The following is a 25185-nucleotide window of genomic DNA, read 5'->3' on the forward strand; positions in this document are numbered from 1 at the left end:
TTCTGGTCCTAATTATTGTGCTTTCGCTACACGTTTGTTCACAAAACGATAACGACGATCAGATACAGCTAACAAACCACCGATAGACATAACCAAACCGCCCCACCAGATGAAACGAATAAATGGTTCGTAATAAATACGAATTGCCCATGAGTCATCTTCTAACTGCTCACCAAGTGCGATGTAAAGGTCACGTGTTACACCCCAATCAATCGCGGCTTCAGTCATTGGCATACTGCGCTGTGCGAAATAGCTACGTTTTTCTGCGTGCATAACAGTTTCAAACTTACCGTTTTTACTGATATTAAATACCGCTTTATAACCATCGTAGTTCGAGCCATTGGCTTCACCAATACGCTCGAATTCGAATAAGTAATCAGCAAAGACGACTTCATCGCCCGGTACCATACGTATGTCTTTTTCAATTTTGTAATTCTGTGTTGCAGAAATACCAATCAACATCATCGCTAGGCCAACGTGACCCAGTACCATAGCCCAATGACTACGTCCAAGTTTCGTTACACCAGAAGCAAAGCTATGACGATGAGTCGCACGTATATAGACTTCGATCGAACTGGTGATAATCACCCAGAATGCGAGTGCAAAACCAACAACAGCAACAATTTTTATCTTATCCGCAAAGATTGCAGGTAGTGCAACCGCTAACACAATACTTGCTACAGCACTTACCGCTAACTGGATAAACAATGGGCGTAAGTCTGCCTCTTGTTTCTTCCAGCGTAATAACGGTGCGATACCCAGTGCGATTGCAAACGGGATCATGATATAGAAGAAAATATTATTAAAGAATGGTACACCGATTGAAATCGAGCCCATACCCAGTTCTTTATGTACCAGTGGTAACAAGGTACCAATCAGTACAACTAATAACGCTGCAATTAATAATACATTGTTCATTAACAAGAAGGTTTCTCGAGAGAACAAGCTGTATTTACCACGGCTCTTAATTTCTGAACCTTTCACTGCATAAAGCAGTAATGAACCACCAACAACCGCAATTAAGAAGGCTAGAATAAACAAACCACGTGCAGGATCAGAGGCGAACGCATGCACAGAGACCAGTACACCCGAACGAACTAAGAAAGTACCCAATAGACTTAAACTAAATGCCGAAATCGATAATAGAACGGTCCATGATTTAAATACACCACGTTTTTCACTTACCGCCAGCGAATGAATCAATGCTGTGCCAGCAAGCCAAGGCATAAATGATGAATTTTCTACTGGATCCCAGAACCACCAACCGCCCCAGCCGAGTTCATAATAAGCCCACCAACTACCCAGTGCGATACCTGCAGTTAGGAATACCCAAGCAACCAGCGTCCAAGGACGTGACCAACGCGCCCATGCAGAATCAAGGCGACCAGCCATTAATGCCGCAATAGCAAAAGAGAAAGCAACAGAGAAACCAACATAACCCATGTATAACATCGGGGGATGGAAAATCAAGCCAACATCTTGTAGCAATGGATTTAAGTCGTTACCGTCAAGCGGTAAGTAAGGCAAAGTACGATCAAATGGATTTGACGTTAACAAGATAAACAAGTTAAAACCAATCGCAATCATACCCATCACAGCAAGTACGCGAGCCAGTGCAATCTTAGGAATACCACGGCTAAATATTGCAACCGCGGCAGTCCAAATAGCTAAGGTTAAAGACCAAAGTAATAATGATCCTTCATGACCACCCCATACCGCAGAGATTTTATACTGTATCGGTAATAATGAATTGGAGTTAGTTGCTACATAACCAACTGAAAAATCATCAGTCGCAAATGCGTAAGCTAAAATTACAAATGAAAGACTCATTAGCAATAATTGCATAATGGCTAATGGTTTAGCACTATTAATCATGCCAGGATGATTAATCTTTGCGCCTATAAGTGGATAAATTGCCAGCAAGAACGACAACGCCGTTGCGACAATTAAACTAAAATGTCCAATCTCAGGGATCATTACAAACTACCTTATTTAGTTTCGTTACCGTATTCTGGTTTCATATGCTTAATACCTTTGATTGCTTCTGCAACTTCAGATGGCATATATTCTTCGTCATGTTTAGCGAGTACTTCAGTCGCCGTTATAACGTTTGCTGATTTCAATACACCTTGAGCAACAATACCCTGCCCCTCACGGAATAAATCCGGTAAAATACCTTCATATTCCAGTGTTACCAGACCACCGCCATCATCACTGAGTACAAAGCGAACTTTAAGATCTTCCAGATTACGTTTGACCGTACCCGGCATCACTAAGCCACCAATACGTAAACGCTGACCAATTTCAGGTTTGACTTTATCTTCACCTAAACCTTCAATGAGCTGTGTTGGGGTATAGAATAAATCAATGTTCTGCTTTAACGCGTAAAGAACAAGGCCAGTAACACTACCTAAACCAATGATAATCACCAGTGCGATAGATAAGCGTTTTTTACGTCTTGGGTTCATAGCGTATTCTCCATTTTTTCAGCAGCACGCATACGCTCGATACGCTGATGCTTATTTTTAATTTCTTGAATAATTTGGCTACGTTTGACAATCGTAGCAACGGTTAATGAGCCTAATGCCAACACGCTAAAAGCTACCGCGAGCCAGACATAAAAACCGTAACCACCCATTGCTAAAAAAGCTGAAAAGCTATCAAATTGCATGTTACTTGTCCTCGATAAATAATTCTTTCACCCAAGGTCTGTGCGACTCACGGGTAATTAATTCATTTCTAAAGCGCATCAAGGTCAAGGTACCAAACAGTAAACCAAAGCCTAATAAATTAATCAGTAAAGGCCATAGCATATCGGTATCCATTGACGGTTTACCGAATTTACTAATTGTGGCTTTTTGGTGTAGTGTATTCCACCATTCAACTGAGTAATGAATAATTGGTAGGTTAATAACACCCACTAAGGCAAGGATACCAGCAGCACGACCCGCTAACAGCTTGTCGCTAAACGCACCATAAATGGCAATAACGCCAAGGTATAAAAATAATAGAATAAGTTCAGATGTTAAACGCGCATCCCATACCCACCAAGCACCCCACATAGGTTTACCCCATACAGCACCAGTGAACAAGGCGATTGCGGTAAAGACAGCACCAATTGGCGCAATCGCAGCAACCGCCATATCTGCCATTTTCAATTGCCAAACCAGACCAATAAACGCAGCAATAGCCATGCTAAAATAAGCGCCCATAGACAAGGAGGCAGCAGGTACATGCAGATAGATAATACGGAAACTATCTCCTTGTTGATAATCAGCGGGCGCAAATGCAAAACCCCAAATCATTCCGATGCTCAGTGATACCGCACTAAATAGTGCAAACCAAGGCAGCATTTTACCAGCTAAGTTATAACTTTTTTCTGGTTTTGCATAAGGATGGAGCCATTTCCACATATTAAACTCTCTACATAAATAACGGCTCAATTATATGAACCTTAACAATGATTGAAACTAACTTTACTTATCTTTAACTAACGATTTAACTCAGGCTAACCCGTAATGAGGCCGCGATGGCAAACGGTGATAAAGTAACCGATGCTGCGAGCATCGCGCCTAAAATAGCCACTGGGCCAGCATACGATACACCAAAGCTTGCCGCATCAATGGCACTGGTTGCAAAAATCAATACTGGAATAAATAACGGTAAGATCAGCAGGCTCAGTAATACGCCACCTTTACGTAAGCCAACCGTCAAGGCCACACCAATCGCACCAACAAAACTCAGTACTGGCGTGCCGAGTAACAAGGTAATGAAAGTCGCCATGAAGGTATTCGCATCTAATGATAAAAATACCGCTAACAAAGGTGATACAAATAAAATGGGTAAACCAGTCAGCAGCCAATGCGCAACAACCTTAGCAGTAACAATCACCCCTAATGGTGTGTTTGTTAACATTAACTGTTCTAACGAACCATCCAGAAAGTCATCACGGAATAACCGTTCCATCGACAACAGTGCCGATAATAAAGCTGCAACCCAGATAACGCCTGGCGCAATACGCAATAATAAGTTTGGCTCTGGACCAATGCCTAATGGAAACAGCATTATCACGATAATAAAAAACCACAGTGGATTTAAAATATCTGATTTACGACGAAAAGCCGTGATTAATTCACGCTTTATCACCTGTATAAAAACAGCAAACATATTAATACTCAGTTAAGTGTTGACGGGTTAAGGTGATCTTACGTAAACGTCCTGCTGAGAACTGTAGATCTTGATGCGTAGTCAAAATAACGCTACCACCATTATCGGCATGCGCTAAAAATAAACGCTCTAATACTTTCACGCCATTTTTATCAATCGCAGTAAAAGGCTCATCAAGGATCCACAACTTTTTATCCGTCAGCCATAAACGCGCTAAAGCAATACGACGTTGCTGTCCGGCTGAAAGGTGACAAGCTAATTGATCTTCATAACCAGCAAGGCCGACTTGTGCAAGCGCGTCCCAAACTTTCTCTTTGGCGACAGCTTTATGCATTGCATGGTAAAAAAATAGATTTTCAAAAGCGGTCAGTTCTGCTTTTACACCCGGTAAATGACCGAGATAGAGAAGGTCTTGATGATAGCTTTCACGATCATCTAATGTATCCGTTTGCTGCCAAAGAATATGACCATCGGCTGGTGATGAGAGTCCGGCCAATAGACGCAGTAAGCTTGTTTTGCCTACCCCATTTGGGCCTTCAACTTGGATCATTTCACCTGCAGATACGGTGAAACTGAGTTCAGAAAATAACACGGTATCTTCGCGTATACAGCTTAATTTAACAACTTCTAACATATTTTGTATTCTTCCAGCATCAACCTGCAAGAATGTTAACATATTCCAGCTTTAAGCATAATTAAGCAACATCAAATAACTGGTCGATTATAGGGAATAAATGTTATTTTTTATGGAAGTTTAGTAATAATTCCGCTTCTGCACGTGGTAGTTCGCACTCACGCATGATTTCATCAAGGCTTGCGCCTAATTCAACTAGCTTCACAGCCCGCGTATAAAAACGGCTATCAGGATCTTGCTGCTCGTGCGTGGTCATCTCTTCTTTCATTTCATCTTGTTGAAACTTAGTTTGCTGTAATTCCGATGCCACACCCTGAATTGCACCGCCAAGATTAATATTTGATGTGCTTAGCTCAATGATGCGTTTTTGCAGTGACTCTCTTGATTTAGATAAGTCTTTAAGCAGTAAACTATGTGTTGCCTGCAATTTAGTTAACTTACGGAATAATACAACGCAACCAATAACCGCGGCAATCGCGACAGTCAGCGCAGCACCAGACAAAATCAAAGCAAGCATATTGAGTCCTTCAATAAAAAAAGCAATTAAAAAAAGCACTGTAACAATCATTACAGTGCTTTTCTAGATAGAAATTAGGATTTAACTTATAAACCGCTTAATTCATCCCATTCGTCATCACTTAAAAACTTATTCAAATCAACAAGGATAAGCAATTCACCGTCACGGTTTGATACACCTTGGATAAATTGAGCGCTTTCATCAGTTCCTACACTCGGAGCCATGTCGATTTCTGAAGAACGTAGATAGACGACTTCAGCAACACCATCAACAAGAATACCAATCACTTGTTTTTCGGCTTCGATGATAACGATACGTGAATTCTCGCTCACTTCTGATGGCATCAAACCAAAACGAACACGGGTATCGATCACAGTCACGACATTACCACGTAAGTTAATGATACCAATTACGTAGTTTGGTGCACCCGGCACTGGGGCAATTTCTGTATAACGTAATACTTCTTGTACTTGCATTACATTAATACCGTAGATTTCATTCTCTAACTTGAATGTAACCCATTGTAGCACTTCATCTTCTGCTACATTTTCTACTAGGTTTCGAGACTGACTCATGTTTTATTTCCTTCTACTATTGCCCATGAATATTGATGCCATTATCCAGCAATTTAATCATTTCGGTTACGTGTAATAATACGCACATGCGTGATTTAACCATGCCAGCTAACCAAGGTCGACTACCAGGTGTACTTCGCCATTTAATATCATTACTGTTTAAAGTTTCAGTACCATGCAGACTTTCACAGCCTAGTACCCAATTCGACTCACTTAGTTGGATCTGATATTTATAATCTATCTCGCCCATATTCTGCTCAGGCATAACCCATTGTGCAGTATCAACAACACTTAATTTTTGTTCACGGTGTTGCATGATACCTAAATACCAATCAGGTTTACCAAATAAACTGCTTACTATTTCAGTTTGGTGAATACCACCAAGCTCGGTCAGAGGCACTGCAAACATAACACCTGCGACCTCAAAAAACAGCGCTTGAAAGTGTTCTTCTAATTCAACATTTTGCCACGTAGGTGCCGCTTCGACGGTACTTTCTAATTCGGTGTCTGATTCTGGTATCGATGATGACGATAGCTCAATATCTGGCAACACCGTACTATCAGACTCTTCAGCAACAGTTACATCCGCTATAACCCGTTGTATCTCTTGCTCTCCTGCAGACACAGTACCAACCATAGTATCAATAACTGGTTCTGCAAGTACTTGTTCTGCTTGCAAATCTACTGACTGGGCATTATCTAAAACAGACAAGTCCATTTCTGCAAGGTCAATGTCAATAACAGAGCCCAATAACAGGTCGAGCTCGGTTAAAGAACCCGAACTGTCTGGCTCAGGCATCTTAAAATCACTCAGTCCTTGAGGCGAAACAACCGACAATAACGGTTTTAATTCAGCCTGAGCGGGCTCTGTAAGCGCCACTGTTAGCTCAGACTGTTTCAAGTTTTCAACCACTGGAACAGATAACATCGATGCAAAATAATCATCTAAAGCTGTGTGTTTGTTATGCTTATCCATACATACGGTCCTGCTGCTTAATGCCTGCCAACAAGTCTTGTAATAATGCCCCATATGCAGCAACACCACGGCTACTACGAGAATACATAGAAGGTGGCATATGCTTTAAACTGGCATTTCGAAATTGCGTATCTACAGGGATAACAGCACGCCATACATTCTGGCTATAGTTTTGTTGCAATGTCTGTAATGACACAATCGAAGCTTTAGTTCGGCGGTCAAACATAGTTGGGATCACTGTATAATGAAATTTATTTGTACAACTGCGTTGCATAATTTCAAAGGTTTTAACCATACGGTCTAAACCTTTCAATGCTAAAAATTCCGTTTGCACAGGCACTAAAATTCGGTCACTGCTTGCCAGCGCATTCACCATCATCACCCCAAGTACAGGCGGACAATCGATAATAACAAAGTCATAATCACCCGACACTAAAGTGATAATATTTTTGAGAATAAGTCCCATACCATCACGATGACCGAGTGTTCTATCTAAAGTCGCCAGTGCCATCGTCGCAGGTAATAAATTAATACCGTTATAGGGTGTTTCAATCGTCGCATTATGAACCAATTCAGCATCAAGCATAGGCGCGACAAAAAGATCAAACAATCCAACCGTTAAATCATCACAATCATAATTGAGATAACTCGTTAATGATGCGTGAGGGTCCGTATCGATTAATAATACGCGCTGCCCTTGCTCTGAAAGTAAACCTGCCAGAGTAATTGCAGTGGTTGTTTTTCCAACCCCGCCTTTTTGATTAGCAACAGTCCAAACGTTCAACTTTACCCTACCTTATCTGCATGTCGTTACCGACAACCAACTTCAATATTAATGCGCTCTGCGATTTGTGGCAGATTAATTTGTTCATCGGCTAATCCAGCATTCACAATTGCTTGTGGCATACCGTATACAACGCAAGATTGTGCATCTTGAGCCCACACAGTACTGCCTTTTTGTTTGAGTAATTTAGCGCCATCTCGGCCATCAGCACCCATACCAGTTAATACAATCGCTAATACTTTATCGCGATATGACTGGGCAGCAGAGCCGAATGTAATATCGACACTCGGTTTATAATTAATCCCTTCTGGGCTTTCAATGACTTTTAAACTTAAACCACCGGCTTTACTCTCAATCAGAACCTGTTTACCACCAGGTGCTAGATAAGCAACCCCAGGCCGTAAGCGGTCACCATGTTGCGCTTCCTTTACCGTGATTTGGCATAAGGTATTCAATCGCGCTGCAAATGCTGACGTAAACGTAGCCGGCATATGTTGAATGAGTAAAATAGGTAAAGGGAAGTCATGACGTAAAGGTGTTAATACGTTTTGTAATGCGACTGGACCACCGGTCGACGCACCAATTACCATTAAATTATATTTTTTACCTGATGCACGTTTTCTTACATGGCTGACCGTTGCCGGCGTTCGCGTTTCAAGTGTCGCGCTATCGACATCAGCAACATGCCTCACGTTTACAGAATTCGCCGTATGCAATCGGCTTGTCGCGGTATTTTTACGCAGTAACGTTGCGCTATTAAGACGTCTATCAGGCGCTACTGGCGCACTACGAACTGGAGCGGGAGTGATACGCGGAGCTCTCAATCCACTTCTACGTTTACTGATTTCTTTAATATTTTGCTGCAGTAATTTAACCGCTTCCGCTTTATCTTTGGCAATATCTTCAAATTTTTTCGGTAAAAAGTTAGCCGCACCTGCCTCTAAAGCCTCCAGTGTCGACTTCGCACCTTGGTGCGTCAGTGACGAAAACATTAAAATTGGGGTCGGCGTATCTTTCATTATCGCTTTAACCGCAGAAATACCGTCGAGTACCGGCATTTCAATATCCATGGTGATCACATCTGGACGTAACGATTTCGCTTTAATGATCGCTTCTTCGCCATTCTTAGCAGTATCAATAACTTCCATTTCTGGATCTGCATTAATGATTTCACTTACTCTACGTCTGAAAAAACTAGAGTCATCAACGACTAAAACCTTTATTTTCATCTAATCTATCTACTTAAATGTGTTTACTTCAATGTAAAAGCACACAGGGGTTGCCCCCTGTATCAACAAATTAGCGTTTTGCGTAATGATTTAAGAGACTTGGAATATCTAAAATCAAAGCAATACCACCATCGCTGGTAATAGTTGCGCCTGCCATGCCTGGCGTACCTTGTAGTAAGTTGTCTAACGCTTTAATAACAACTTCTTCTTGACCAATCAGACTATCAACCACAAAACCAACTTGTTTGATCCCTAACTGGACTATCACAACATGGCCAAGACCACGATCATTTCGTGTCGCTGCTTGTGGGTCCATTTTAGTTAACCAATCATGCAGATAAAATAGTGGAATCGCTTTGTCTCTGACTACAATGCTGAGTTGGTTATCGACAACATGGGTTTTATTTAAGTCCAAGTGGAAGATCTCATTAACACTCGTTAATGGTAAAGCAAATATTTGCTTACCGACTTCGACCATCAAGGTGGGTAAAATCGCCAGTGTCAACGGTACTTTAATTTCAATCGTTGTACCTGTCCCCAGTTTGGAGTCGATCGAAATTGTACCATTAAGTTTGCTGATACCCGTCTTAACCACATCCATGCCGACACCACGCCCAGAAATGTCTGATATCTGATCTTTGGTTGAGAAACCTGGAGCAAAAATAAGGTTGTATGCTTCGTTATCTGAGATCCTTGCTGCTGCATCAGCATCAAGCACCCCACGCTTAATCGCAATTTCCTTTAAGCGTTCTGGATCCATACCCGCACCATCATCTACAATTTTCAGACGAATATGATCGCCTTCTTGAGATGCTGATAAGGTAATCGTCCCTTGTCGTGGTTTGCCATTTTTGACGCGTTCGTCTGGCATTTCAATACCGTGGTCTACCGAGTTTCTCACTAAGTGAACCAGTGGATCAGCAAGTGCTTCCACTAAGTTCTTATCTAAATCGGTTTCTTCACCAATCATTTCAAGGTTAATGTCTTTTGATAAACTACGTGCTAAATCACGTACAACACGTGGGAAACGACCAAACACTTTTTTGATTGGTTGCATCCGCGTTTTCATGACTGCGCCTTGTAAATCGGCAGTAACCACATCAAGATTGGACACAGCTTTAGTCATGTCTTCATCATTACTTGCGGCGCCTAAGCTCACTAAACGGTTACGGACGAGTACTAATTCGCCAACCATATTCATAATTTCATCAAGGGTACGAGTATCAACACGTACTGTTGAATCAACTTGAGGTTTCGCTTTTTTCTCTGCTTTTACCGCTACAGTTTCAGTCGACTTTTTGGCTGCCGGTGCCATTTTTGCTACTGGTGTAGCAACCGCAGTTGCAGCTTGTGCAACAGGCGCGGGCTGGATAGCTGCAGAACCTCCAGCATTAACCACATTTTTGATCGTCGCAGCAGCACTTGGCGCATTACCCTTACCGTATAATTCATCCAGTAAGTTTTCAAAGTCATCGTCATTGAGTTCACTGCTGCTAACGGCTGGCGTAGCAACAACAGGCGCTGACGTTGTGTTTGTATTCGCCGCGCTAGCATGCTGACCAACACCATGCAGATCATCAAGTAACTTTTCGAACTCATCATCCGTAAAATCAACATTTGAACTTGCAGCAGGTGTAGGCACCGGGACGGCCACGTTAGCAGCTGTCGGCGTTCTACCTTTACCATGAAGTTCATCAAGTAATTTTTCAAAATCAAGCTCTGACATTCCGTCAATGCCAGAGTCATTACCAGACACGGTTACCGGTTGAGAAGTCACCTCTACAACCTTTTCTATCACTACTGGTGCAGATTCAGGTTGAGTCAGCAAATGAAGTTGATGGATTAATTCCGCATCTGCAGCAATTAATGGTTCACGCTCTTGAATCGCGACAAACATCACATTTACACAATCCAATGCTTGAAGGATCACATCCATTAATTCCGGTGTTACCGCTCGATGCCCATTACGTAGGCTATCAAATACGTTTTCTGCACCGTGACATATATCAACTAGTTCTGATAATGCTAAAAAGCCAGCGCCACCTTTAACTGTATGGAAACCCCTAAAGATTGCATTCAGTAATTCTGAGTCTTCTGGGCTTTTTTCTAAATCAACGAGTTGCTCAGAGAGTAGCTCTAGAATCTCAGACGCTTCAATCAGGAAGTCCTGTAGAATTTCTTCATCAACATCAAAGCTCATCAATATCTCCCTTAAAATCCTAAACTTGATAATAAATCATCAACATCATCTTGGCCGTCTACTACATCAACACGTTCTTTCGCATTCATGATTGGACCTTCCGCTTCAATGCCACTGATTTTTTTAATTTCGTTTGCTGTGTTATTTAGTGGGTTTGACGCCTCACCAAACATAGTCAGCATTTCAACTAATTTAACTTCTACTTCTTGCACTAGATTAATCACTCGGCGGATCATTTGACCAGTCAAATCTTGGAAATCTTGTGCCATTAGTATTTCAGTTAAGTACTGCCTTAAACTATCGGCATCAGAAACTGAAACTTGAAGAAATTCATCTAATAATTTACAAAGCTCTTTAAATTGACCGAGTTTCAAATCACGACTCATCAAGTTCTTCCAATTTGGCATCACTTGTTGGATACGATCAGTAAAACTATCAGCGATGGGTAAACACGCTTCCACTGCATCCATGGTGCGGTTGGCGGCTTTATCCGTCATCTCAATAACGTAGTTTAAACGTTCTCTAGCATCCGGAAACTCATCATTAGCCAGACTTTCAATACGCGTATCTAATTGAAAATCTTCTAATGAATCATGTAATTGGCGAGTTAACACTCCCACTTTTTCATATAGAGCAGCTGAACTTTCATTTTGAATATCAATAATAATTTCATTTGCCATTTCTACCTGGCCGCACTCTAGCAGTGTCACCAGTTCTTTAGCTTTTTCTAATGAAATCAATGCTTCTTGTTGATCAGTCATGCGCATCCTTGCTTATTGAATTCGTTCGAAAATTTTCTCTAACTTTTCTTTTAACGTCGCTGCCGTAAATGGCTTAATAATATAACCATTTACACCTGATTGTGCAGCTTCAATAATTTGCTCACGTTTCGCTTCCGCAGTAACCATCAATACTGGGATATGGCAAAGCGCTTGATCTTTTCTTATTTCTTTAAGAAGATCAATACCTTGCATTCCAGGCATATTCCAGTCAGTGACCACAAAATCATAATCGCCATTTTTAAGCATAGGTAGCGCGGTATTGCCGTCATCGGCTTCGAATGTATTACTAAAGCCAAGATCGCGAAGTAAATTTTTAATGATACGTCTCATCGTAGAAAAATCATCGACAATAAGAATTTTAATTTGCTTTTTCAAGTTGTTCTCCAAAATAAGTAATCACAATATTTACAGGTCCTGATTCCCATAAATATATTACTTCAATACGCAGGCACTAAATAATATAGTACCCATTAAACTTAATCATCCAACCATGCATGCATTCGCGCTTTGACACGATGCATTGCTTGACTGTGTATTTGACTTACTCGAGATTCACTGACACTAAGCACTTCCCCAATCTCTCTTAGATTTAACTCTTCGTCGTAATAAAGCGATAACACTAAGCTTTCTCTTTCCGGTAATGTTTTAATGCAATCCGCTAATGCTTGCTGAAAACGTTGCTCAGAAAATTCCGCACAAGGGGTACTTGATTTACCTTCATAAGCTGAATAAGCGTCTTCATTACTTACGGTCAAATCCTCGACCGCTAATATATGCCCACTGTTCACATCCATCAACATACTATGGTAGTCAGCCAGGCTTACGCCTAATTCCCCAGCAATATCCGTATCTTTTGCATCCGTCCCAGTTTGTTTTTCGATCCGGTCAATTGCCGCAGCAATATTGCGACCATTTTTATGCACCGATCTTGGTACCCAATCCCCGCGTCTCATTTCATCTATCATTGAACCGCGAATACGAATGCCAGCATAGGTCTCAAAACTAGCGCCTTTAGAACCATCAAAGTTGCGTGCAGCATCCAGTAATCCAATCATTCCCGACTGGATTAAATCATCTAACTGAACACTCGGAGGCAAACGTAGGAGCAAGTGATGAGCAATTCGTTTTACTAAATAACCGAATTGCTCAACAGCGTGATTCTGTTGCGACTGGATGCTACTGTAAGCGGATGCTTTATTCACTTCAATCTTCTACCCTAGCTTTGTTTTCAAACAAGTTCTCAATGAAGAACTCCAGATGACCGCCGCCTGTATTCGGCACCGGCCAAGTTGCAGCTCGACTTGCTAACGCTCTAAACGCCAATGAAGCGGGTGCTTTTGGAAATGCTTCAACAACCACTTTCTGTTTACGAACGGCTTGGCGAACGCAGTTATCAAACGGAATACAAGCAACAAGTTCTAATGTTGCATCTAAAAATCGGTCGGTGACACGTGTCAACTTAGTAAATAACTCTTGGCCTTCCCGTAAACTGCGCACCATGTTGGCAACAATTTTAAACTTATGAACGCCGTGCTCTTTGGATAATAATTTAATTAACGCGTAAGCATCGGTAATCGATGTTGGTTCATCACACACCACCATCAAGATATCTTGTGAAGCACGGCAGAAGCTTAATACCATCTCCGAAATACCCGCAGCAGTATCAACTAATAACACATCAATCGGTGTTTTTAGCTCTCCAAAAGCCCGGATTAAACCAGCATGCTCTTGCGTCGATAATTCCACCATCGAACGTGTACCAGATGTTGCTGGTGCGATTAAAATGCCATTTGGGCCTTCAATTAAAATATCGTCTAATGTACATTCTCCCGAAATCACGTGAGAAATATTTTTGTGTACGCGTAAGCCGAGCAAAACATCGACGTTTGCCAATCCAAGATCGGCATCTAAAACCATCACTCGCTTGCCCTGAGCCGCCAGTGCTACTGCCATGTTCAGTGTTACGTTAGTTTTACCTACGCCACCTTTGCCACCTGAAACGGCAATAACTTTAACTTTTTTGTTATTACTCATTTGTCTTAGACCACTTGCTTGATCGAAAAAATTATTTTTATTCATTACTATTTATCATCGCCTAACCAAAAATGCGTATCGTTTTGTTCTTCTAGTGTATCTCTATTCAGTACCGTACTCACTAATTGCTGAGCATTGGCTGAATCTATATCTTCAGGTACTCGCTGCCCATTTGTTATATAAGCAATTGGCAGTTGATGTTGTATTAATACACTTAAAACTTCACCGAGACTTAAGCTTTCATCCACTTTACTTAAAATACAGCCCGCTAACGGAATGTGATGAAAATGCTCTAGTGTTTCTTGTACGACCCTACGCTGTGCGGTTGCAGGGACAACTAAATAGTTACGAATCACGACTTTGTCATTATTGACTAAAGAATCTAACTGTTCAGACAAACGCGTATCGCGCTGGCCCATACCGGCAGTGTCAATTAAAACTAAACGCTTACTCCGTAATTGATACAAGTATTGTGCCAACTCTGCATCGTCACGTGCAACCTTGACTGTACAACCCATTATACGACCATAAGTCGCTAATTGTTCGTGAGCACCGATACGATATGTATCAGTTGTGATCAGTGCAACATTATCTGAACCATGCAGCATGGCAAATTTTGCCGCTAACTTGGCGATTGTTGTCGTTTTGCCGACACCCGTTGGACCAACTAATGCAACAGCACCCCCTTTACTCAAAATATCATCTGGTGCAATCAGGACATTATCCGTCAATAGCGCTTGAATTTGGTCCCAAGCTGATTCAATCGAACAGTTTTCTGCCACATTACTCGCTAACTGGTCTGCAACCTCTTCGGTAAAACCAATCTTAACGAGGTGTTTAATCAACATAGCACGAATAGGTTCATTACGTTCAACTTCCTGCCACTGTAAGCCTGATACTTGATGTTCGAGCAGTTTTCGGATTGAAGCAAGTTCCGCTTTCATCGCGCTAATATCTTGTTGATTATCACCTTTTGATGCAGTTGGCTCAAATGGCTTATAACCACTGTGTGGTGATTGACGAACCATACCATCACGCATTTCATTTTGCTCAGCAAGTGTCGCTGGCGCAGACTTTGGTGGTTCCGCAAATCGTCGAGCCACAGGTTTCTTTAAAAAGCTGGTATCCCAGTTATTTCCTTCACTGGCATTATCTTCGTTGCTTATTGCTTGAGACATCTGTTGTTTATGTTCTTGCTGACGTGCCAATAAGCTCGCTAATGAATCATTTTTTACCGCTGCTTGCTCGGGTTTAGCTTGTTGCGACATTTCGCTAGTCATTAACTTTTTGAAATTGAATTTAGATGCCGACAAATTGACGGAGTCTTCAGAAAGTTGACGCTTTGGCTTATTCATTACAGGTGTTCGTTCTGCCGCAGGTTCCGGTGCCGCAGGTTTACTTTCAGAGAAATCCACAGCAGCAACGATCTCGATGCCACCGGTGACCTTTTTGTTAGACATAATAACAGCGTCGGGGCCAAGAACCTCTTTGACTTCAGCCAATGCCGAACGCATATCTTTGGCAAAAAAGCGCTTTATTTTCAACTTATCATCCTTAGTACTGTTCGCTACTTTAATTTATTAACGTGTTATTGACCTACAACACTGACAATTCGGATCTGTTTATCATCGGGGACTTCTTGGTAAGACAATACTCTTAATGATGGTATTGAATATTTCACAAATTTCGCCAATGTAGATCTTAATACGCCAGACGTTAATAAGATCGCTGGTTGTCCAGCTAATTCTTGATTCTGCGCAACTTCTGTTAACGAAGTTTGCATGCGCTCTGCTAATCCAGGTTCAATACCCGCACCTTCACTACCAGCAGCCTGTAAAGACTGATGTAATATTTGTTCTAATTCGGGTGCCAGTGTCACCACAGGTAATTCACTATCGAGACCATTAATATCCTGAACAATCATGCGGCGTAAACTGACACGACAAGCAGAAATTAATACTTCTGGATCTTGCGTTTTCGAGCCATATTCAGCCATCGTTTCCACAATAGTACGAATATCTCGAATTGGCACGTTATCATGTAATAGTCCTTTTAGAACTTTTACAACAGTCCCTAACGGTAGGATCTCAGGAACTAAACTTTCGACTAACTTCGGATGTGTTTTCGCTAACACATCTAATAAATTTTGTACTTCTTCATAACCGAGCAGTTGTGCCGCATTATTCAGTAATAACTGGCTCAAGTGTGTCGCAACAACCGTGGCGGAGTCAACTGCTGTATAACCCAAGGTTTGCGCTTGATCACGCTGTTGCGGGTTGATCCACAATGCAGGTAAACCAAAAGCTGGATCTATGGTGGCAATCCCTTCGATCTTGCCGTAAACCTGACCAGGGTTAATGGCTAACTCTTTATCGTGGAAGATTTCAATTTCGCCATTGGAAACGCCCATAATGTTAATACTGTAACAATTTGGTGGTAAATCTAGGTTGTCGCGAATATGCACCGCGGGGATCAAGAAACCTAATTCTTGAGAAAGCTTCTTACGTACACCTTTAATACGGTTTAATAACTCACCACCTTGGCTTTTATCGACCATCGGAATTAAGCGGTAACCCACTTCCAAACCAATCGTATCGACTGGTTTAACATCATCCCAGTCGAGATCTTTTTGATCATTCAACGTCGCGTCAATGGCAGCATTTTCTGGAATTTTGTTTTTCTCTTCTTCACGTTTATCTGCAGCTTTCATTAACCACCACGCCCAAGTACCAGTAAGCACACCAAAACCGATGAAAGCAAGGTGTGGCATACCCGGTACTAACCCCATCACCGTCATAATAACAGCAACAACCGCTAATGCTTTTGGATTGGCCACCATTTGGCTCGTGACTTGGGTGCCCAATTTTTCATCTTTATTTTGACGGGTAACAATGATTGCGGCAGCGATAGATAAGAGTAATGACGGTATCTGCGCAACCAGACCATCACCAATGGTCAATAATGTGTAAATCTCACCGGCTTCCGCAAAACTGAGATCATGCTGCGAAATACCAATGATAAGGCCGCCGATAATATTGATAAATAAAATCAATAAACCGGCGACCGCATCACCTTTTACAAATTTACTGGCACCGTCCATCGAACCATAAAAATCAGCTTCTTCCGTGACTTCTTCTCGGCGTGATTTGGCTTGCTCTTGGTCAATAATACCAGCGTTCAAATCGGCATCAATGGCCATCTGTTTACCCGGCATTGCATCAAGGGTAAAACGCGCACTTACTTCCGAAATACGTCCCGCACCTTTGGTCACCACGGCAAAATTAATAATCATTAAAATCATAAAAACGATAAGACCGACCGCCAAATTTCCGCCGATCACCACCGAACCAAAAGCGTCAATAACCTCTCCGGCGGCACCACTCCCATTATGCCCTTCTAACAATACCACTCGGGTCGATGCCACATTAAGCGCTAAGCGTAATAACGTTGCAATTAACAAAACGGTAGGAAATGCAGCAAAATCAAGCGGTTTATTTACGTATACGGAGACAAGTAAGATTAATAACGACAACGCGATATTAAAAGAAAAGAATACATCTAACAGGAATGCGGGTATGGGTAGTACAACCATGCCGAGTGTAGCTAACACTACTATCGGGGTACCGATATTTTCTAGCGCGACGGCCCTTTTACCCCAGATTTTTGATAGATTTGCTGCTACTTGCATTACGAGACCTCAAAATTTTATGCTCGCTAGTATAAAGCAATAATCATACCTAAGGCAAAAGCATTAAGTGTCTAAATACAAAAATGGCATTAATATTTCAAATCGTCTGGAATATCCATGGCTTTTGGCAGCGGTTTAGGCCGATTACCTTTACGTTGCTTAAATTGTTCAAGTTGATAAACATAAGCGAGGATCTGTGCAACCGCAATAAATAACCCTTCAGGGATGGGGTCATCAATCTCAGTGCTATGATAAATAGCACGGGTTAACGCCGCGGATTCTAAGATAGGTACTTTGTGTTCTTTCGCCATTTCACGAATACGGAAAGCGACTTGGTCTACACCTTTGGCCACGACTTTGGGTGCCGCATTACCTGACTTTTCATATTTTAACGCCACAGAATAATGGGTTGGGTTGGTAATAATCACATCTGCGTCAGGAACATCACCCATCATACGACGTTGCGATATCTCCATCTGCATCTGCCTAATCTTGCCTTTTAACTGTGGGTTACCATTCACATCTTTCATTTCATCTTTAACTTCTTGCTTGGTCATCCGCAATTCTTTGGCGTGTTTCCAATATTGATAAGGTACATCAATAGCCACAATGATAATCAAGGATGCACACAACCAAATAAAAACATCAGTCAAAAAATTTAACGATTGGATAATCGAAATATTCAATGGCTGGAGACTAAACTCCATGATCTGTAAGAATTGAACTTTTAATACCAGCAAGGCTATCGTCACAACGACTGCGACCTTGGCAATTGATTTAATCAATTCAACCATGGCTTGTGGGCCCATCATTCTTTTTAGACCTGCTTTAGGCGACATTTTTGATGCTTTCGGACGAATGGATTCACCACTAAACACCATACCGCCCATCAAAATATTACCGATAATACCGGCAAAAAAACCCACAATCATAATACCAAACATGGGCCAAAATAACGGTTTAATACTCACGCTAACAATTTCAAGCAAGGCATCAGGACTGAAAATATCTTCACGTTCAAGCTGAAATAAACTAGTCATATTAATAACAAGCGCACGTGCCAACGCATCACCAAAAGCAAGGAAAGCTGCACCTGTCGCCGTCAGTACAAAGGTCGTCGCAAGTTCTTTCGAACGAACTACCTGACCTTTCTCCCTGGCTTGGGTGAGCTTTTTCTCGGTGGCGTCTTCGGTTTGTTCTTGACCGTCTTTTTCAGCCATGAGGAAATACCTTTATCCTAATGTGATAAGTAAAGCTAATACGCGCAAGCATTATTGAGCAATGAACAAATCAGTTCGCCGGCACGTTGCCACTGGGCATCAAAATGAAATACAAAGCTTTTTAATGATAAGTAAATAATAAATAAGCCCGCGACCATACCCACCGCAAACCCTAAACTAAATACGTTTAGTTGCGGTGCAGCCTTGGTCATCACACCAAACGAAAAGTTAATCACGAGCATAGCAACAACCGCAGACAATGACATACTCAGTGCAGCAGCGAACATGACTGACATCCACCCAGCTATTTCATAATACTGTATGGCAACTAAACCAGACGCTGAAACTGGCAATGTCTCAAACGATTTAACGACGGTCTCGATCATAAATAAATGACCGTTCACGGATAAATAAACCAGTGTGCCTAATAAAATATAGATTTGACCGATCACGGGAGACATTTGCCCCGATGCTGGATCTGCCATAGAGGCAAAACCTAAACTGGTTTGCATCGCGATAATCTGTCCCGCGAGCACAAACGTTTGAATCAACATGACAGTCACAAAGCCGATTGCAATACCAATCAAACTTTGTTGTAAAATAATCATGAAGCTACTTAACGAAAACAAATCAACATTGGGCATAGGCGGCAATACAGGCGCGACCATCACGGTAAGCGCAAAACAATAAAATAACCGGATTATGGTTGGTGTGGTTTTCGCACCACTGACTATCATGACCATGACCATGCCAGATAGACGGGCAAATGGCCAAATATAACTGGCCATAAACGTCATAATATCAGCTGATAAAATTTCCACTAATTAACCTACAACTTGTGGGATCTGAAGTATCATGTTGGTAAAGAATTCCATCAAACGCCCAAAGCCCCAATGCGCACCATAGATCAGTGCCAGTAAAGTGGCAATTAAACGCGGTAAGAAACTTAATGTTTGTTCATTAATTGAGGTCGCAGCCTGAAACACTGACACCACTAAACCGACTATTAACCCTGGAACAACAACCGCACAGACCAGTAGTAATACCGTCCATAATGCTTGTCGAAATATATCTACAAAGACTTCAGGTGCCATGATGCTGCCTTTTACTTATGAATCGGCTTATAAACCGATTTATGAACTGAACGATTACCTTATGTGAAAACGTGTATATAAAGAACGTCGTCATAATCCAAAACTGTTGGCAAGCGTGCCCAAAATAAGGCTCCAACCATCAACGAGAACAAACAGCATGAGTTTAAAGGGCAAGGATACAATCATTGGTGATAACATCATCATACCCATGGCCATCAAGATACTCGCCACCACCAAGTCAATAATCAAAAAGGGAATGAACACCATAAAACCAATTTGAAAGGCGGTTTTCAGTTCGCTGGTCACAAAGGCAGGGATCAACACTCTAAAAGGCACCTCTTCGGGTGAATCGGCTTCCACTTTTGCAATTCGCATGAAGGTATCAAGATCGGTCACACGCGTTTGCGCTAACATAAACTGCTGCATTGGCAGTTTAGCCTGCTCAAAGGCTTGCATCGATGTAAGTTCTTCACTCAAATAAGGCTGCAGGGCATTATCATTAATACGATCAAATACTGGCGACATAATGAAAAAAGACAAAAATAAGGTGATACCAACTAATACTTGGTTAGACGGACTCTGCTGTAAACCTAATGCTTGGCGTAAAATAGACAGTACAATGATGATGCGAGTAAACGAGGTCATCATGATCAGCGCAGCTGGCAGAAAACTCAACGCCGTCATCATGGCTAAAATTTGCAATGACACCGAATATTCCTGCGAGCCATCATTGTTAGTGATCACTTTCACCGCCGACATCACAGAATTATCAGCCCATGCAGCGGAGGTGAAGAAAAGCAGTACCAGCGACAGTAATACCGTAAACTTATTTTTCATTATGCTGTTTCATCATCTGGGCTAATTTAGTAGCAAATGGATTGAGCTCTGGCTGACTATTTTCCAAGGGCCGTTCTAACTCTTTAAGCAAATTAATTTGCTGTCCAGTTATGCCGAGCAATACTTGCTCTGAACCAACTTGTACCACCATGATCCGCTCTTTCGGCCCTAACGGTAACGTCGCGACAACGTGTAACTGTTGATTATCACTGCCAAATACACGCGCTTTTTTAGCTAAAAAAGCTAACATCACGATAACCGAAATAACCGCCAGCAACGATAATATCCATTGCAGCATATCGATATCGTTCATACTATTTAAGCTTCTTAATACGTTCGGTTTGGCTGATGACGTCGGTTAAACGAATACCAAATTTGTCATTGACTACCACAACTTCACCGTGTGCGATAAGTGTACCATTAACCATTACGTCGAGTGGCTCACCGGCTATACGATCAAGCTCAACAACAGAGCCTTGATTTAATTGTAATAAATTACGAATACTAATTTTACTACGACCAACTTCCATTGAAATCACAACCGGAATATCAAGAATACTATCTAATTTATGCTGTTGTTCAGGCGAGAATGCATTGTCATCATTGCTAAAATCTTCTAACTCCGCCGCTTCAACAGTACTTTGCTCGGCCATTGCAGCGGCCCAATCATTGGCCATCTGATCTTGATCTTCACTCATCTCTATACCTTATTTTCATCATTTTTATCGTCTAAATTAATTAATCCACCACGTAATACCACATGGTCAATATCAGATTTAGTTAAATTACTTACTTTCAGTTTTCTGCTAATCTTAACCGCTACATTATCTTTATTTCGACCCAGTTTGGCTTTATAACTTGGTAAATCTTCAATAAATACGGTGAGCTCTTCAGGCATCTCAATCGGGATAATATCCCCTACTCTTAATTCCATAATTTGCCCTATTGTCAGCTCAGTTTCAAGTAACTTAGTACTCAGTTCTACTGGTACATCTAAGATCTCTTCTTGTAACGCCGAACTCCAGCGCTCATCGGTATCTTCTTTGTCACTTTGCACACCCGCATCGAGTAATTCACGGATCGGCTCAAGCATCGAGTACGGCATGGTAATATGAAAATCACCTCCGCCACCATCAAGCTCGATATGGAATGAGCTCACAACAACAACCTCAGTCGGGCTAACAATATTAGCCATCGCCGGGTTTACTTCCGAATCAAGGTATTCAAACTCTGCGTCCATAACAGGCGCCCATGCTTCGTGATAATCTTCAAAGACTATCTTTAACAACATTTGAATAATACGGCGCTCTGTAGGCGTAAATTCTCGCCCTTCAATTTTGGCATGATAACGGCCATCACCACCAAAGAAGTTTTCGACTAAAATAAAGACGAGACGTGCTTCCATCGTCACTAATGCGGTGCCTTTTAAGGGGCGGAAACGCACCATATTCAAACTAGTCGGTACAAATAACGTATGCACGTATTCGCCAAACTTAAGCATTTGTACGCCATTAATTGATACTTCCGCAGTACGGCGCATCATATTAAATAGACTGATCCGCATGTGACGAGCGAAACGTTCATTAACCAACTCCAGCGTTGGCATACGACCACGCACAATACGGTCTTGCGATGAAAAGTCAAAATCAACAATACTGCCACTGTCTTCGACGGTGTCAAATTCATCTTCTTCAACATCATCAACACCATGTAATAGCGCATCAATCTCGTCTTGGCTTAATAAATCACTCACACTTAACCTACTGCATTACAAAACCAGAAAATAGGATTTTTTCAACAACCCCTTTTCCAGTATATTTAGTCAAAATTTCATTCACATTCGTTAACGAATCCGCGCGCAATAATTCTTTACCTTGATAGGTTGCTAATTGTTGCTCTGTGGTGGCACTAAAGACTTGCAGTAATGTACTTTCAATCAGCGGTAAATTGGCTTTCGCTAAATCTTTATTATCACTGCCACGTACCATTAACTGCACTTTTATCTGAACCAAACGCTCGCGCTTTAATCCTATAATATTAAAAACAAAAGGACGTGGCAGCGCCACATAATAAGCGGTCTCGTTAATTGTTTTATCGACGGTTTCTGTTACCACCCCTGAACTATCAGCGGCAGCACTATTATCACTTAAAAAGAAAAAGGCAGCACCACCACCAACAAGCGCTAATACTAAAATCACCGCAATGATAATAATTTTCTTATTACCCTTACCTTTATCGTCTATTTTCAAATCTTTATCGTCGGCCATTATCGTCCTTAAATCGAATTATCAATTACGCTTATACAGTCACTGACTAAGAGCTTAGGCGTAAAAGTCTACCCCTTTCGCAGTGTCTTGCCAATACGGCGTCGTAGTAGGGACTTCAGTCTGTGAATCTATTGCATAATTCGCATCATTATTGCTATTTTTTTGTCCGTTTTCTTGTCTTGATTGCTGAAATCCAGATTGCTGCTGGCCACTGTCGGCTTGTACCTTAGTATCCCCCAGCGTCATACCTTGTTGCTGTAGCATTTCTCGTAGTCGCGGCATTTGTTGTTCAAGTAAATCTCGACTTTGATTATTCTGCGCTTGGATTGTCACATTTATCTGATCGTTTTGCACAACCAATTTGATATTCATACTGCCTAATTCTGCTGGGTCTAAACGGATTGTCGCTGTTTGTATTTCTTTGCCGACCATTATGGCGATTTTTTCATTTAATTCCGAGCTAGCGAGATTGTTATTAAGACTAACCCGCTTCTCTAATACTTGCTGTTCTACGTCTGTTAATACCGGCGCCTTGGTCAAAGTACGTGTAGTTTGGTCTAACGGCTCTTGTTTACGTGCAGACTCCATAATTTGCGCGAAATCTAATTGCTCAATGGGTTCAGCCGATGCCATATCCAGCTGTTCTAGTGCTGAATTATTACTCTCTGTTACTGCACTGCTGGCCCCCGTAGTCATGCCATTGGATTGACCAAAAGGGGTGTTTTTCGCCCAGCCTGCTTCGCCAAAACCAGTGGCTAGATTTGCTTTTCCAGCGCCATCTAATCGTTCACTATCAAGTGTGCCATCACCCTTAATTGAATCACCGGTAGCTAATAAATCGTCTTGCCTAAATCGAGGGTTATTGTCAATAAGGCCAGCGACTGTCGACATACCAGCTAACGTTGACGCAGTGATAGTATCTGTTGGTTCTGTTAGACCTGTTGAATCTGTTAGACCTGTTAGACCTGTTGGATTTGTAGATAGCTCGCTCGCTTGCAATACTTGAGTCTGCTCATTATTACTCACATCACTCTCATTCGTCGCTTCTGCAACGCTACTATCGAGCATGGATAAGCCTGTCATGTTAACAGATGCCGATGAGGCAATATTCGCCCCCTTGGCTGGTAAAGGCAATTCATTACCGTTAGCTTTACCTTGCAACAGCATCGATGATTGATCAAGACGAGCCAAAAAATCATCACTGCTTTCATTTTTCAGTAAGCTGTCACCTTGACTCATTACACTTAAGTCATCGCCAGCTATCGCGTCAACTTCATCAGCGTGCTCTATCCGCCCTGCTACAATGCCATCATCGATACTCGCGTCAAAACTAGGCTCAGCACTTGGTACTGTACTTTCGACCAAACTCTCCGCCGCACTCTTCACAGCACTCTTTACTGCACTCTCCGCAGCAATGCCTTCAGTACTATCAATGGTTTTTGGACCAGCGATAGCAGCTGTTTTATTATCGCTATTAAACAGCGAAAATAATTTAGAAAAGCTACTTTCAGGCGTACTCAACTCGCCATCACTCGCCATATCTGCAGCGTTATCGCCTTTGACATTAAGCGTTTGCGATTTATTATTCGCCGCCGGTGTATCAGTCATCGCTGTTGATTTATGTAGAGAGAAAGTCATAGTTCAAGCCTAAATGTCATCAATAAGAAGTTATAGCGAAATAGTAGCAAAATTCACGCCAGATTATGAATTAGCGTGCGTTTATCGGTTATTCTTACGCTTGAAATATTGGAAGTTAGAAAACTCATCAAGATCTTTTTGCTCGCGTCGTTGTTCGACAAGCTGTGCAGCGACTTTGCGTTTATCTAATAATAAACCCAGCGCATCACGTTTCTTACGAATTTCCATCCAATCCGCATGCTTATTATTGACTGTTTGTTGGATATTATCGAGTGCTTGTTTCTGCTCAAATTCAGCTAATTCTAGTTTTTTCATAAAGTTATGATAATGCGCATAACTACTACCTGAGATACCGGCTTCCCCACGTTCCGTGAATTGCTGTAAATACTGTTTACGGTAATCACTTAATTGCTGCATTTGGCTATGATAACGCTCAGCATCTTGTTGGATCAGTGCATAGGCTCTCGCGGCGTTTTTTTCTTGCTCTTCAAGTTGCTGATAAACCCGTTGTAATGCGGTATTAGACATTATATTGACACTGTT

The 25185-nt window shown here is 41.7% G+C and carries 28 protein-coding genes; all 28 read right to left on the reverse strand.

Annotated features, from left to right (window positions below; all coding sequences use genetic code 11):
• Window positions 1-12: 12 nt before the first annotated feature.
• Complete coding sequence (locus PE36_RS04490; protein WP_006030781.1) at window positions 13-1977, reverse strand: heme lyase CcmF/NrfE family subunit; 1965 nt, start codon at window positions 1975-1977, stop codon at window positions 13-15.
• A gap of 11 nt (window positions 1978-1988) precedes the next feature.
• Window positions 1989-2468, reverse strand: coding sequence for a cytochrome c maturation protein CcmE (gene ccmE, locus PE36_RS04495; protein WP_006030782.1), 480 nt, complete (start codon window positions 2466-2468; stop codon window positions 1989-1991).
• On the reverse strand, window positions 2465-2671 hold the full coding sequence (ccmD, locus tag PE36_RS04500) for a heme exporter protein CcmD (protein ID WP_006030783.1): 207 nt from the start codon (window positions 2669-2671) through the stop codon (window positions 2465-2467). The genes ccmE and ccmD overlap by 4 nt, the downstream gene beginning before the upstream one ends.
• 1 nt (window position 2672) lies before the next feature.
• Window positions 2673-3413 (reverse strand): heme ABC transporter permease, encoded by a 741-nt coding sequence (locus tag PE36_RS04505; protein WP_006030784.1) that lies wholly within the window; start codon window positions 3411-3413, stop codon window positions 2673-2675.
• Between the two features lie 85 nt (window positions 3414-3498).
• Window positions 3499-4167: a heme exporter protein CcmB gene (gene ccmB, locus PE36_RS04510; RefSeq protein WP_006030785.1), complete on the reverse strand. Its 669-nt coding sequence runs from the start codon at window positions 4165-4167 to the stop codon at window positions 3499-3501.
• A 1-nt stretch (window position 4168) separates the two neighbouring features.
• On the reverse strand, window positions 4169-4843 hold the full coding sequence (ccmA, locus tag PE36_RS04515) for a cytochrome c biogenesis heme-transporting ATPase CcmA (protein ID WP_006030786.1): 675 nt from the start codon (window positions 4841-4843) through the stop codon (window positions 4169-4171).
• A gap of 61 nt (window positions 4844-4904) precedes the next feature.
• Window positions 4905-5318: a DUF2802 domain-containing protein gene (locus tag PE36_RS04520; protein WP_043993954.1), complete on the reverse strand. Its 414-nt coding sequence runs from the start codon at window positions 5316-5318 to the stop codon at window positions 4905-4907.
• Window positions 5319-5404: 86 nt separating this feature from the next.
• On the reverse strand, window positions 5405-5893 hold the full coding sequence (locus PE36_RS04525; protein ID WP_006030788.1) for a chemotaxis protein CheW: 489 nt from the start codon (window positions 5891-5893) through the stop codon (window positions 5405-5407).
• A gap of 16 nt (window positions 5894-5909) precedes the next feature.
• Complete coding sequence (locus PE36_RS04530) at window positions 5910-6869, reverse strand: chemotaxis protein CheW (protein ID WP_006030789.1); 960 nt, start codon at window positions 6867-6869, stop codon at window positions 5910-5912.
• Window positions 6862-7653 carry a ParA family protein gene (locus PE36_RS04535; RefSeq protein WP_006030790.1) on the reverse strand — a complete coding sequence of 264 codons (792 nt, stop codon included), beginning with the start codon at window positions 7651-7653 and terminating at the stop codon, window positions 6862-6864. The genes PE36_RS04530 and PE36_RS04535 overlap by 8 nt, the downstream gene beginning before the upstream one ends.
• A gap of 26 nt (window positions 7654-7679) precedes the next feature.
• Complete coding sequence (locus PE36_RS04540; RefSeq protein ID WP_006030791.1) at window positions 7680-8882, reverse strand: chemotaxis response regulator protein-glutamate methylesterase; 1203 nt, start codon at window positions 8880-8882, stop codon at window positions 7680-7682.
• A 70-nt stretch (window positions 8883-8952) separates the two neighbouring features.
• A complete protein-coding gene (locus PE36_RS04545) occupies window positions 8953-11082 on the reverse strand; it encodes a chemotaxis protein CheA (RefSeq protein WP_006030792.1) in 2130 nt (709 codons plus the stop codon).
• Window positions 11083-11093: 11 nt separating this feature from the next.
• Window positions 11094-11843 (reverse strand): protein phosphatase CheZ, encoded by a 750-nt coding sequence (locus tag PE36_RS04550; RefSeq protein WP_043993923.1) that lies wholly within the window; start codon window positions 11841-11843, stop codon window positions 11094-11096.
• A 12-nt stretch (window positions 11844-11855) separates the two neighbouring features.
• A complete protein-coding gene (gene cheY, locus PE36_RS04555) occupies window positions 11856-12239 on the reverse strand; it encodes a chemotaxis response regulator CheY (RefSeq protein WP_006030794.1) in 384 nt (127 codons plus the stop codon).
• Window positions 12240-12340: 101 nt separating this feature from the next.
• On the reverse strand, window positions 12341-13066 hold the full coding sequence (locus PE36_RS04560) for an RNA polymerase sigma factor FliA (protein WP_006030795.1): 726 nt from the start codon (window positions 13064-13066) through the stop codon (window positions 12341-12343).
• 1 nt (window position 13067) lies between these two features.
• Window positions 13068-13943, reverse strand: coding sequence for a MinD/ParA family protein (locus PE36_RS04565; protein WP_006030796.1), 876 nt, complete (start codon window positions 13941-13943; stop codon window positions 13068-13070).
• A 2-nt stretch (window positions 13944-13945) separates the two neighbouring features.
• Entirely contained in the window at window positions 13946-15442 is a 1497-nt protein-coding gene (gene flhF, locus PE36_RS04570) for a flagellar biosynthesis protein FlhF (RefSeq protein WP_043993926.1), read from the reverse strand.
• Window positions 15443-15486: 44 nt separating this feature from the next.
• Window positions 15487-17586 carry a flagellar biosynthesis protein FlhA gene (gene flhA / locus PE36_RS04575; RefSeq protein ID WP_006030798.1) on the reverse strand — a complete coding sequence of 700 codons (2100 nt, stop codon included), beginning with the start codon at window positions 17584-17586 and terminating at the stop codon, window positions 15487-15489.
• 89 nt (window positions 17587-17675) lie between these two features.
• Window positions 17676-18806: a flagellar biosynthesis protein FlhB gene (gene flhB / locus PE36_RS04580; RefSeq protein WP_006030799.1), complete on the reverse strand. Its 1131-nt coding sequence runs from the start codon at window positions 18804-18806 to the stop codon at window positions 17676-17678.
• A 35-nt stretch (window positions 18807-18841) separates the two neighbouring features.
• On the reverse strand, window positions 18842-19627 hold the full coding sequence (gene fliR, locus PE36_RS04585; RefSeq protein ID WP_006030800.1) for a flagellar biosynthetic protein FliR: 786 nt from the start codon (window positions 19625-19627) through the stop codon (window positions 18842-18844).
• Window positions 19628-19630: 3 nt separating this feature from the next.
• On the reverse strand, window positions 19631-19900 hold the full coding sequence (gene fliQ, locus PE36_RS04590) for a flagellar biosynthesis protein FliQ (protein WP_006030801.1): 270 nt from the start codon (window positions 19898-19900) through the stop codon (window positions 19631-19633).
• 90 nt (window positions 19901-19990) lie between these two features.
• A complete protein-coding gene (fliP, locus tag PE36_RS04595) occupies window positions 19991-20737 on the reverse strand; it encodes a flagellar type III secretion system pore protein FliP (protein ID WP_006030802.1) in 747 nt (248 codons plus the stop codon).
• Window positions 20727-21050 (reverse strand): flagellar biosynthetic protein FliO, encoded by a 324-nt coding sequence (gene fliO / locus PE36_RS04600; protein ID WP_006030803.1) that lies wholly within the window; start codon window positions 21048-21050, stop codon window positions 20727-20729. Before fliO ends, fliP begins: the two co-directional genes overlap by 11 nt.
• Before the next feature lies 1 nt (window position 21051).
• Window positions 21052-21435, reverse strand: a complete 384-nt coding sequence (fliN, locus tag PE36_RS04605) for a flagellar motor switch protein FliN (protein WP_006030804.1) — start codon at window positions 21433-21435, stop codon at window positions 21052-21054.
• 2 nt (window positions 21436-21437) lie between these two features.
• Window positions 21438-22490, reverse strand: coding sequence for a flagellar motor switch protein FliM (gene fliM, locus PE36_RS04610; RefSeq protein ID WP_006030805.1), 1053 nt, complete (start codon window positions 22488-22490; stop codon window positions 21438-21440).
• 7 nt (window positions 22491-22497) lie between these two features.
• Window positions 22498-23004, reverse strand: a complete 507-nt coding sequence (fliL, locus tag PE36_RS04615; RefSeq protein WP_006030806.1) for a flagellar basal body-associated protein FliL — start codon at window positions 23002-23004, stop codon at window positions 22498-22500.
• A gap of 54 nt (window positions 23005-23058) precedes the next feature.
• Complete coding sequence (locus PE36_RS04620) at window positions 23059-24642, reverse strand: flagellar hook-length control protein FliK (RefSeq protein ID WP_043993929.1); 1584 nt, start codon at window positions 24640-24642, stop codon at window positions 23059-23061.
• Between the two features lie 81 nt (window positions 24643-24723).
• Entirely contained in the window at window positions 24724-25170 is a 447-nt protein-coding gene (gene fliJ, locus PE36_RS04625; protein WP_006030808.1) for a flagellar export protein FliJ, read from the reverse strand.
• Window positions 25171-25185: the final 15 nt, after the last annotated feature.

The organism is Moritella sp. PE36, assembly GCF_000170855.1.
GTDB lineage: Bacteria > Pseudomonadota > Gammaproteobacteria > Enterobacterales > Moritellaceae > Moritella.

Coding starts and splice junctions, on each gene's coding strand:
- PE36_RS04490 (WP_006030781.1), bottom strand. CDS start 1,977: ATGATCCCTGAGATTGGACATTTTAGTTTAATTGTCGCAACGGCGTTG.
- ccmE (WP_006030782.1), bottom strand. CDS start 2,468: ATGAACCCAAGACGTAAAAAACGCTTATCTATCGCACTGGTGATTATC.
- ccmD (WP_006030783.1), bottom strand. CDS start 2,671: ATGCAATTTGATAGCTTTTCAGCTTTTTTAGCAATGGGTGGTTACGGT.
- PE36_RS04505 (WP_006030784.1), bottom strand. CDS start 3,413: ATGTGGAAATGGCTCCATCCTTATGCAAAACCAGAAAAAAGTTATAAC.
- ccmB (WP_006030785.1), bottom strand. CDS start 4,167: ATGTTTGCTGTTTTTATACAGGTGATAAAGCGTGAATTAATCACGGCT.
- ccmA (WP_006030786.1), bottom strand. CDS start 4,843: ATGTTAACATTCTTGCAGGTTGATGCTGGAAGAATACAAAATATGTTA.
- PE36_RS04520 (WP_043993954.1), bottom strand. CDS start 5,318: ATGCTTGCTTTGATTTTGTCTGGTGCTGCGCTGACTGTCGCGATTGCC.
- PE36_RS04525 (WP_006030788.1), bottom strand. CDS start 5,893: ATGAGTCAGTCTCGAAACCTAGTAGAAAATGTAGCAGAAGATGAAGTG.
- PE36_RS04530 (WP_006030789.1), bottom strand. CDS start 6,869: ATGGATAAGCATAACAAACACACAGCTTTAGATGATTATTTTGCATCG.
- PE36_RS04540 (WP_006030791.1), bottom strand. CDS start 8,882: ATGAAAATAAAGGTTTTAGTCGTTGATGACTCTAGTTTTTTCAGACGT.
- PE36_RS04545 (WP_006030792.1), bottom strand. CDS start 11,082: ATGAGCTTTGATGTTGATGAAGAAATTCTACAGGACTTCCTGATTGAA.
- PE36_RS04550 (WP_043993923.1), bottom strand. CDS start 11,843: ATGACTGATCAACAAGAAGCATTGATTTCATTAGAAAAAGCTAAAGAA.
- PE36_RS04565 (WP_006030796.1), bottom strand. CDS start 13,943: ATGAATAAAAATAATTTTTTCGATCAAGCAAGTGGTCTAAGACAAATG.
- flhA (WP_006030798.1), bottom strand. CDS start 17,586: ATGCAAGTAGCAGCAAATCTATCAAAAATCTGGGGTAAAAGGGCCGTC.
- flhB (WP_006030799.1), bottom strand. CDS start 18,806: ATGGCTGAAAAAGACGGTCAAGAACAAACCGAAGACGCCACCGAGAAA.
- fliQ (WP_006030801.1), bottom strand. CDS start 19,900: ATGGCACCTGAAGTCTTTGTAGATATATTTCGACAAGCATTATGGACG.
- fliP (WP_006030802.1), bottom strand. CDS start 20,737: ATGAAAAATAAGTTTACGGTATTACTGTCGCTGGTACTGCTTTTCTTC.
- fliO (WP_006030803.1), bottom strand. CDS start 21,050: ATGAACGATATCGATATGCTGCAATGGATATTATCGTTGCTGGCGGTT.
- fliN (WP_006030804.1), bottom strand. CDS start 21,435: ATGAGTGAAGATCAAGATCAGATGGCCAATGATTGGGCCGCTGCAATG.
- fliL (WP_006030806.1), bottom strand. CDS start 23,004: ATGGCCGACGATAAAGATTTGAAAATAGACGATAAAGGTAAGGGTAAT.
- PE36_RS04620 (WP_043993929.1), bottom strand. CDS start 24,642: ATGACTTTCTCTCTACATAAATCAACAGCGATGACTGATACACCGGCG.
- fliJ (WP_006030808.1), bottom strand. CDS start 25,170: ATGTCTAATACCGCATTACAACGGGTTTATCAGCAACTTGAAGAGCAA.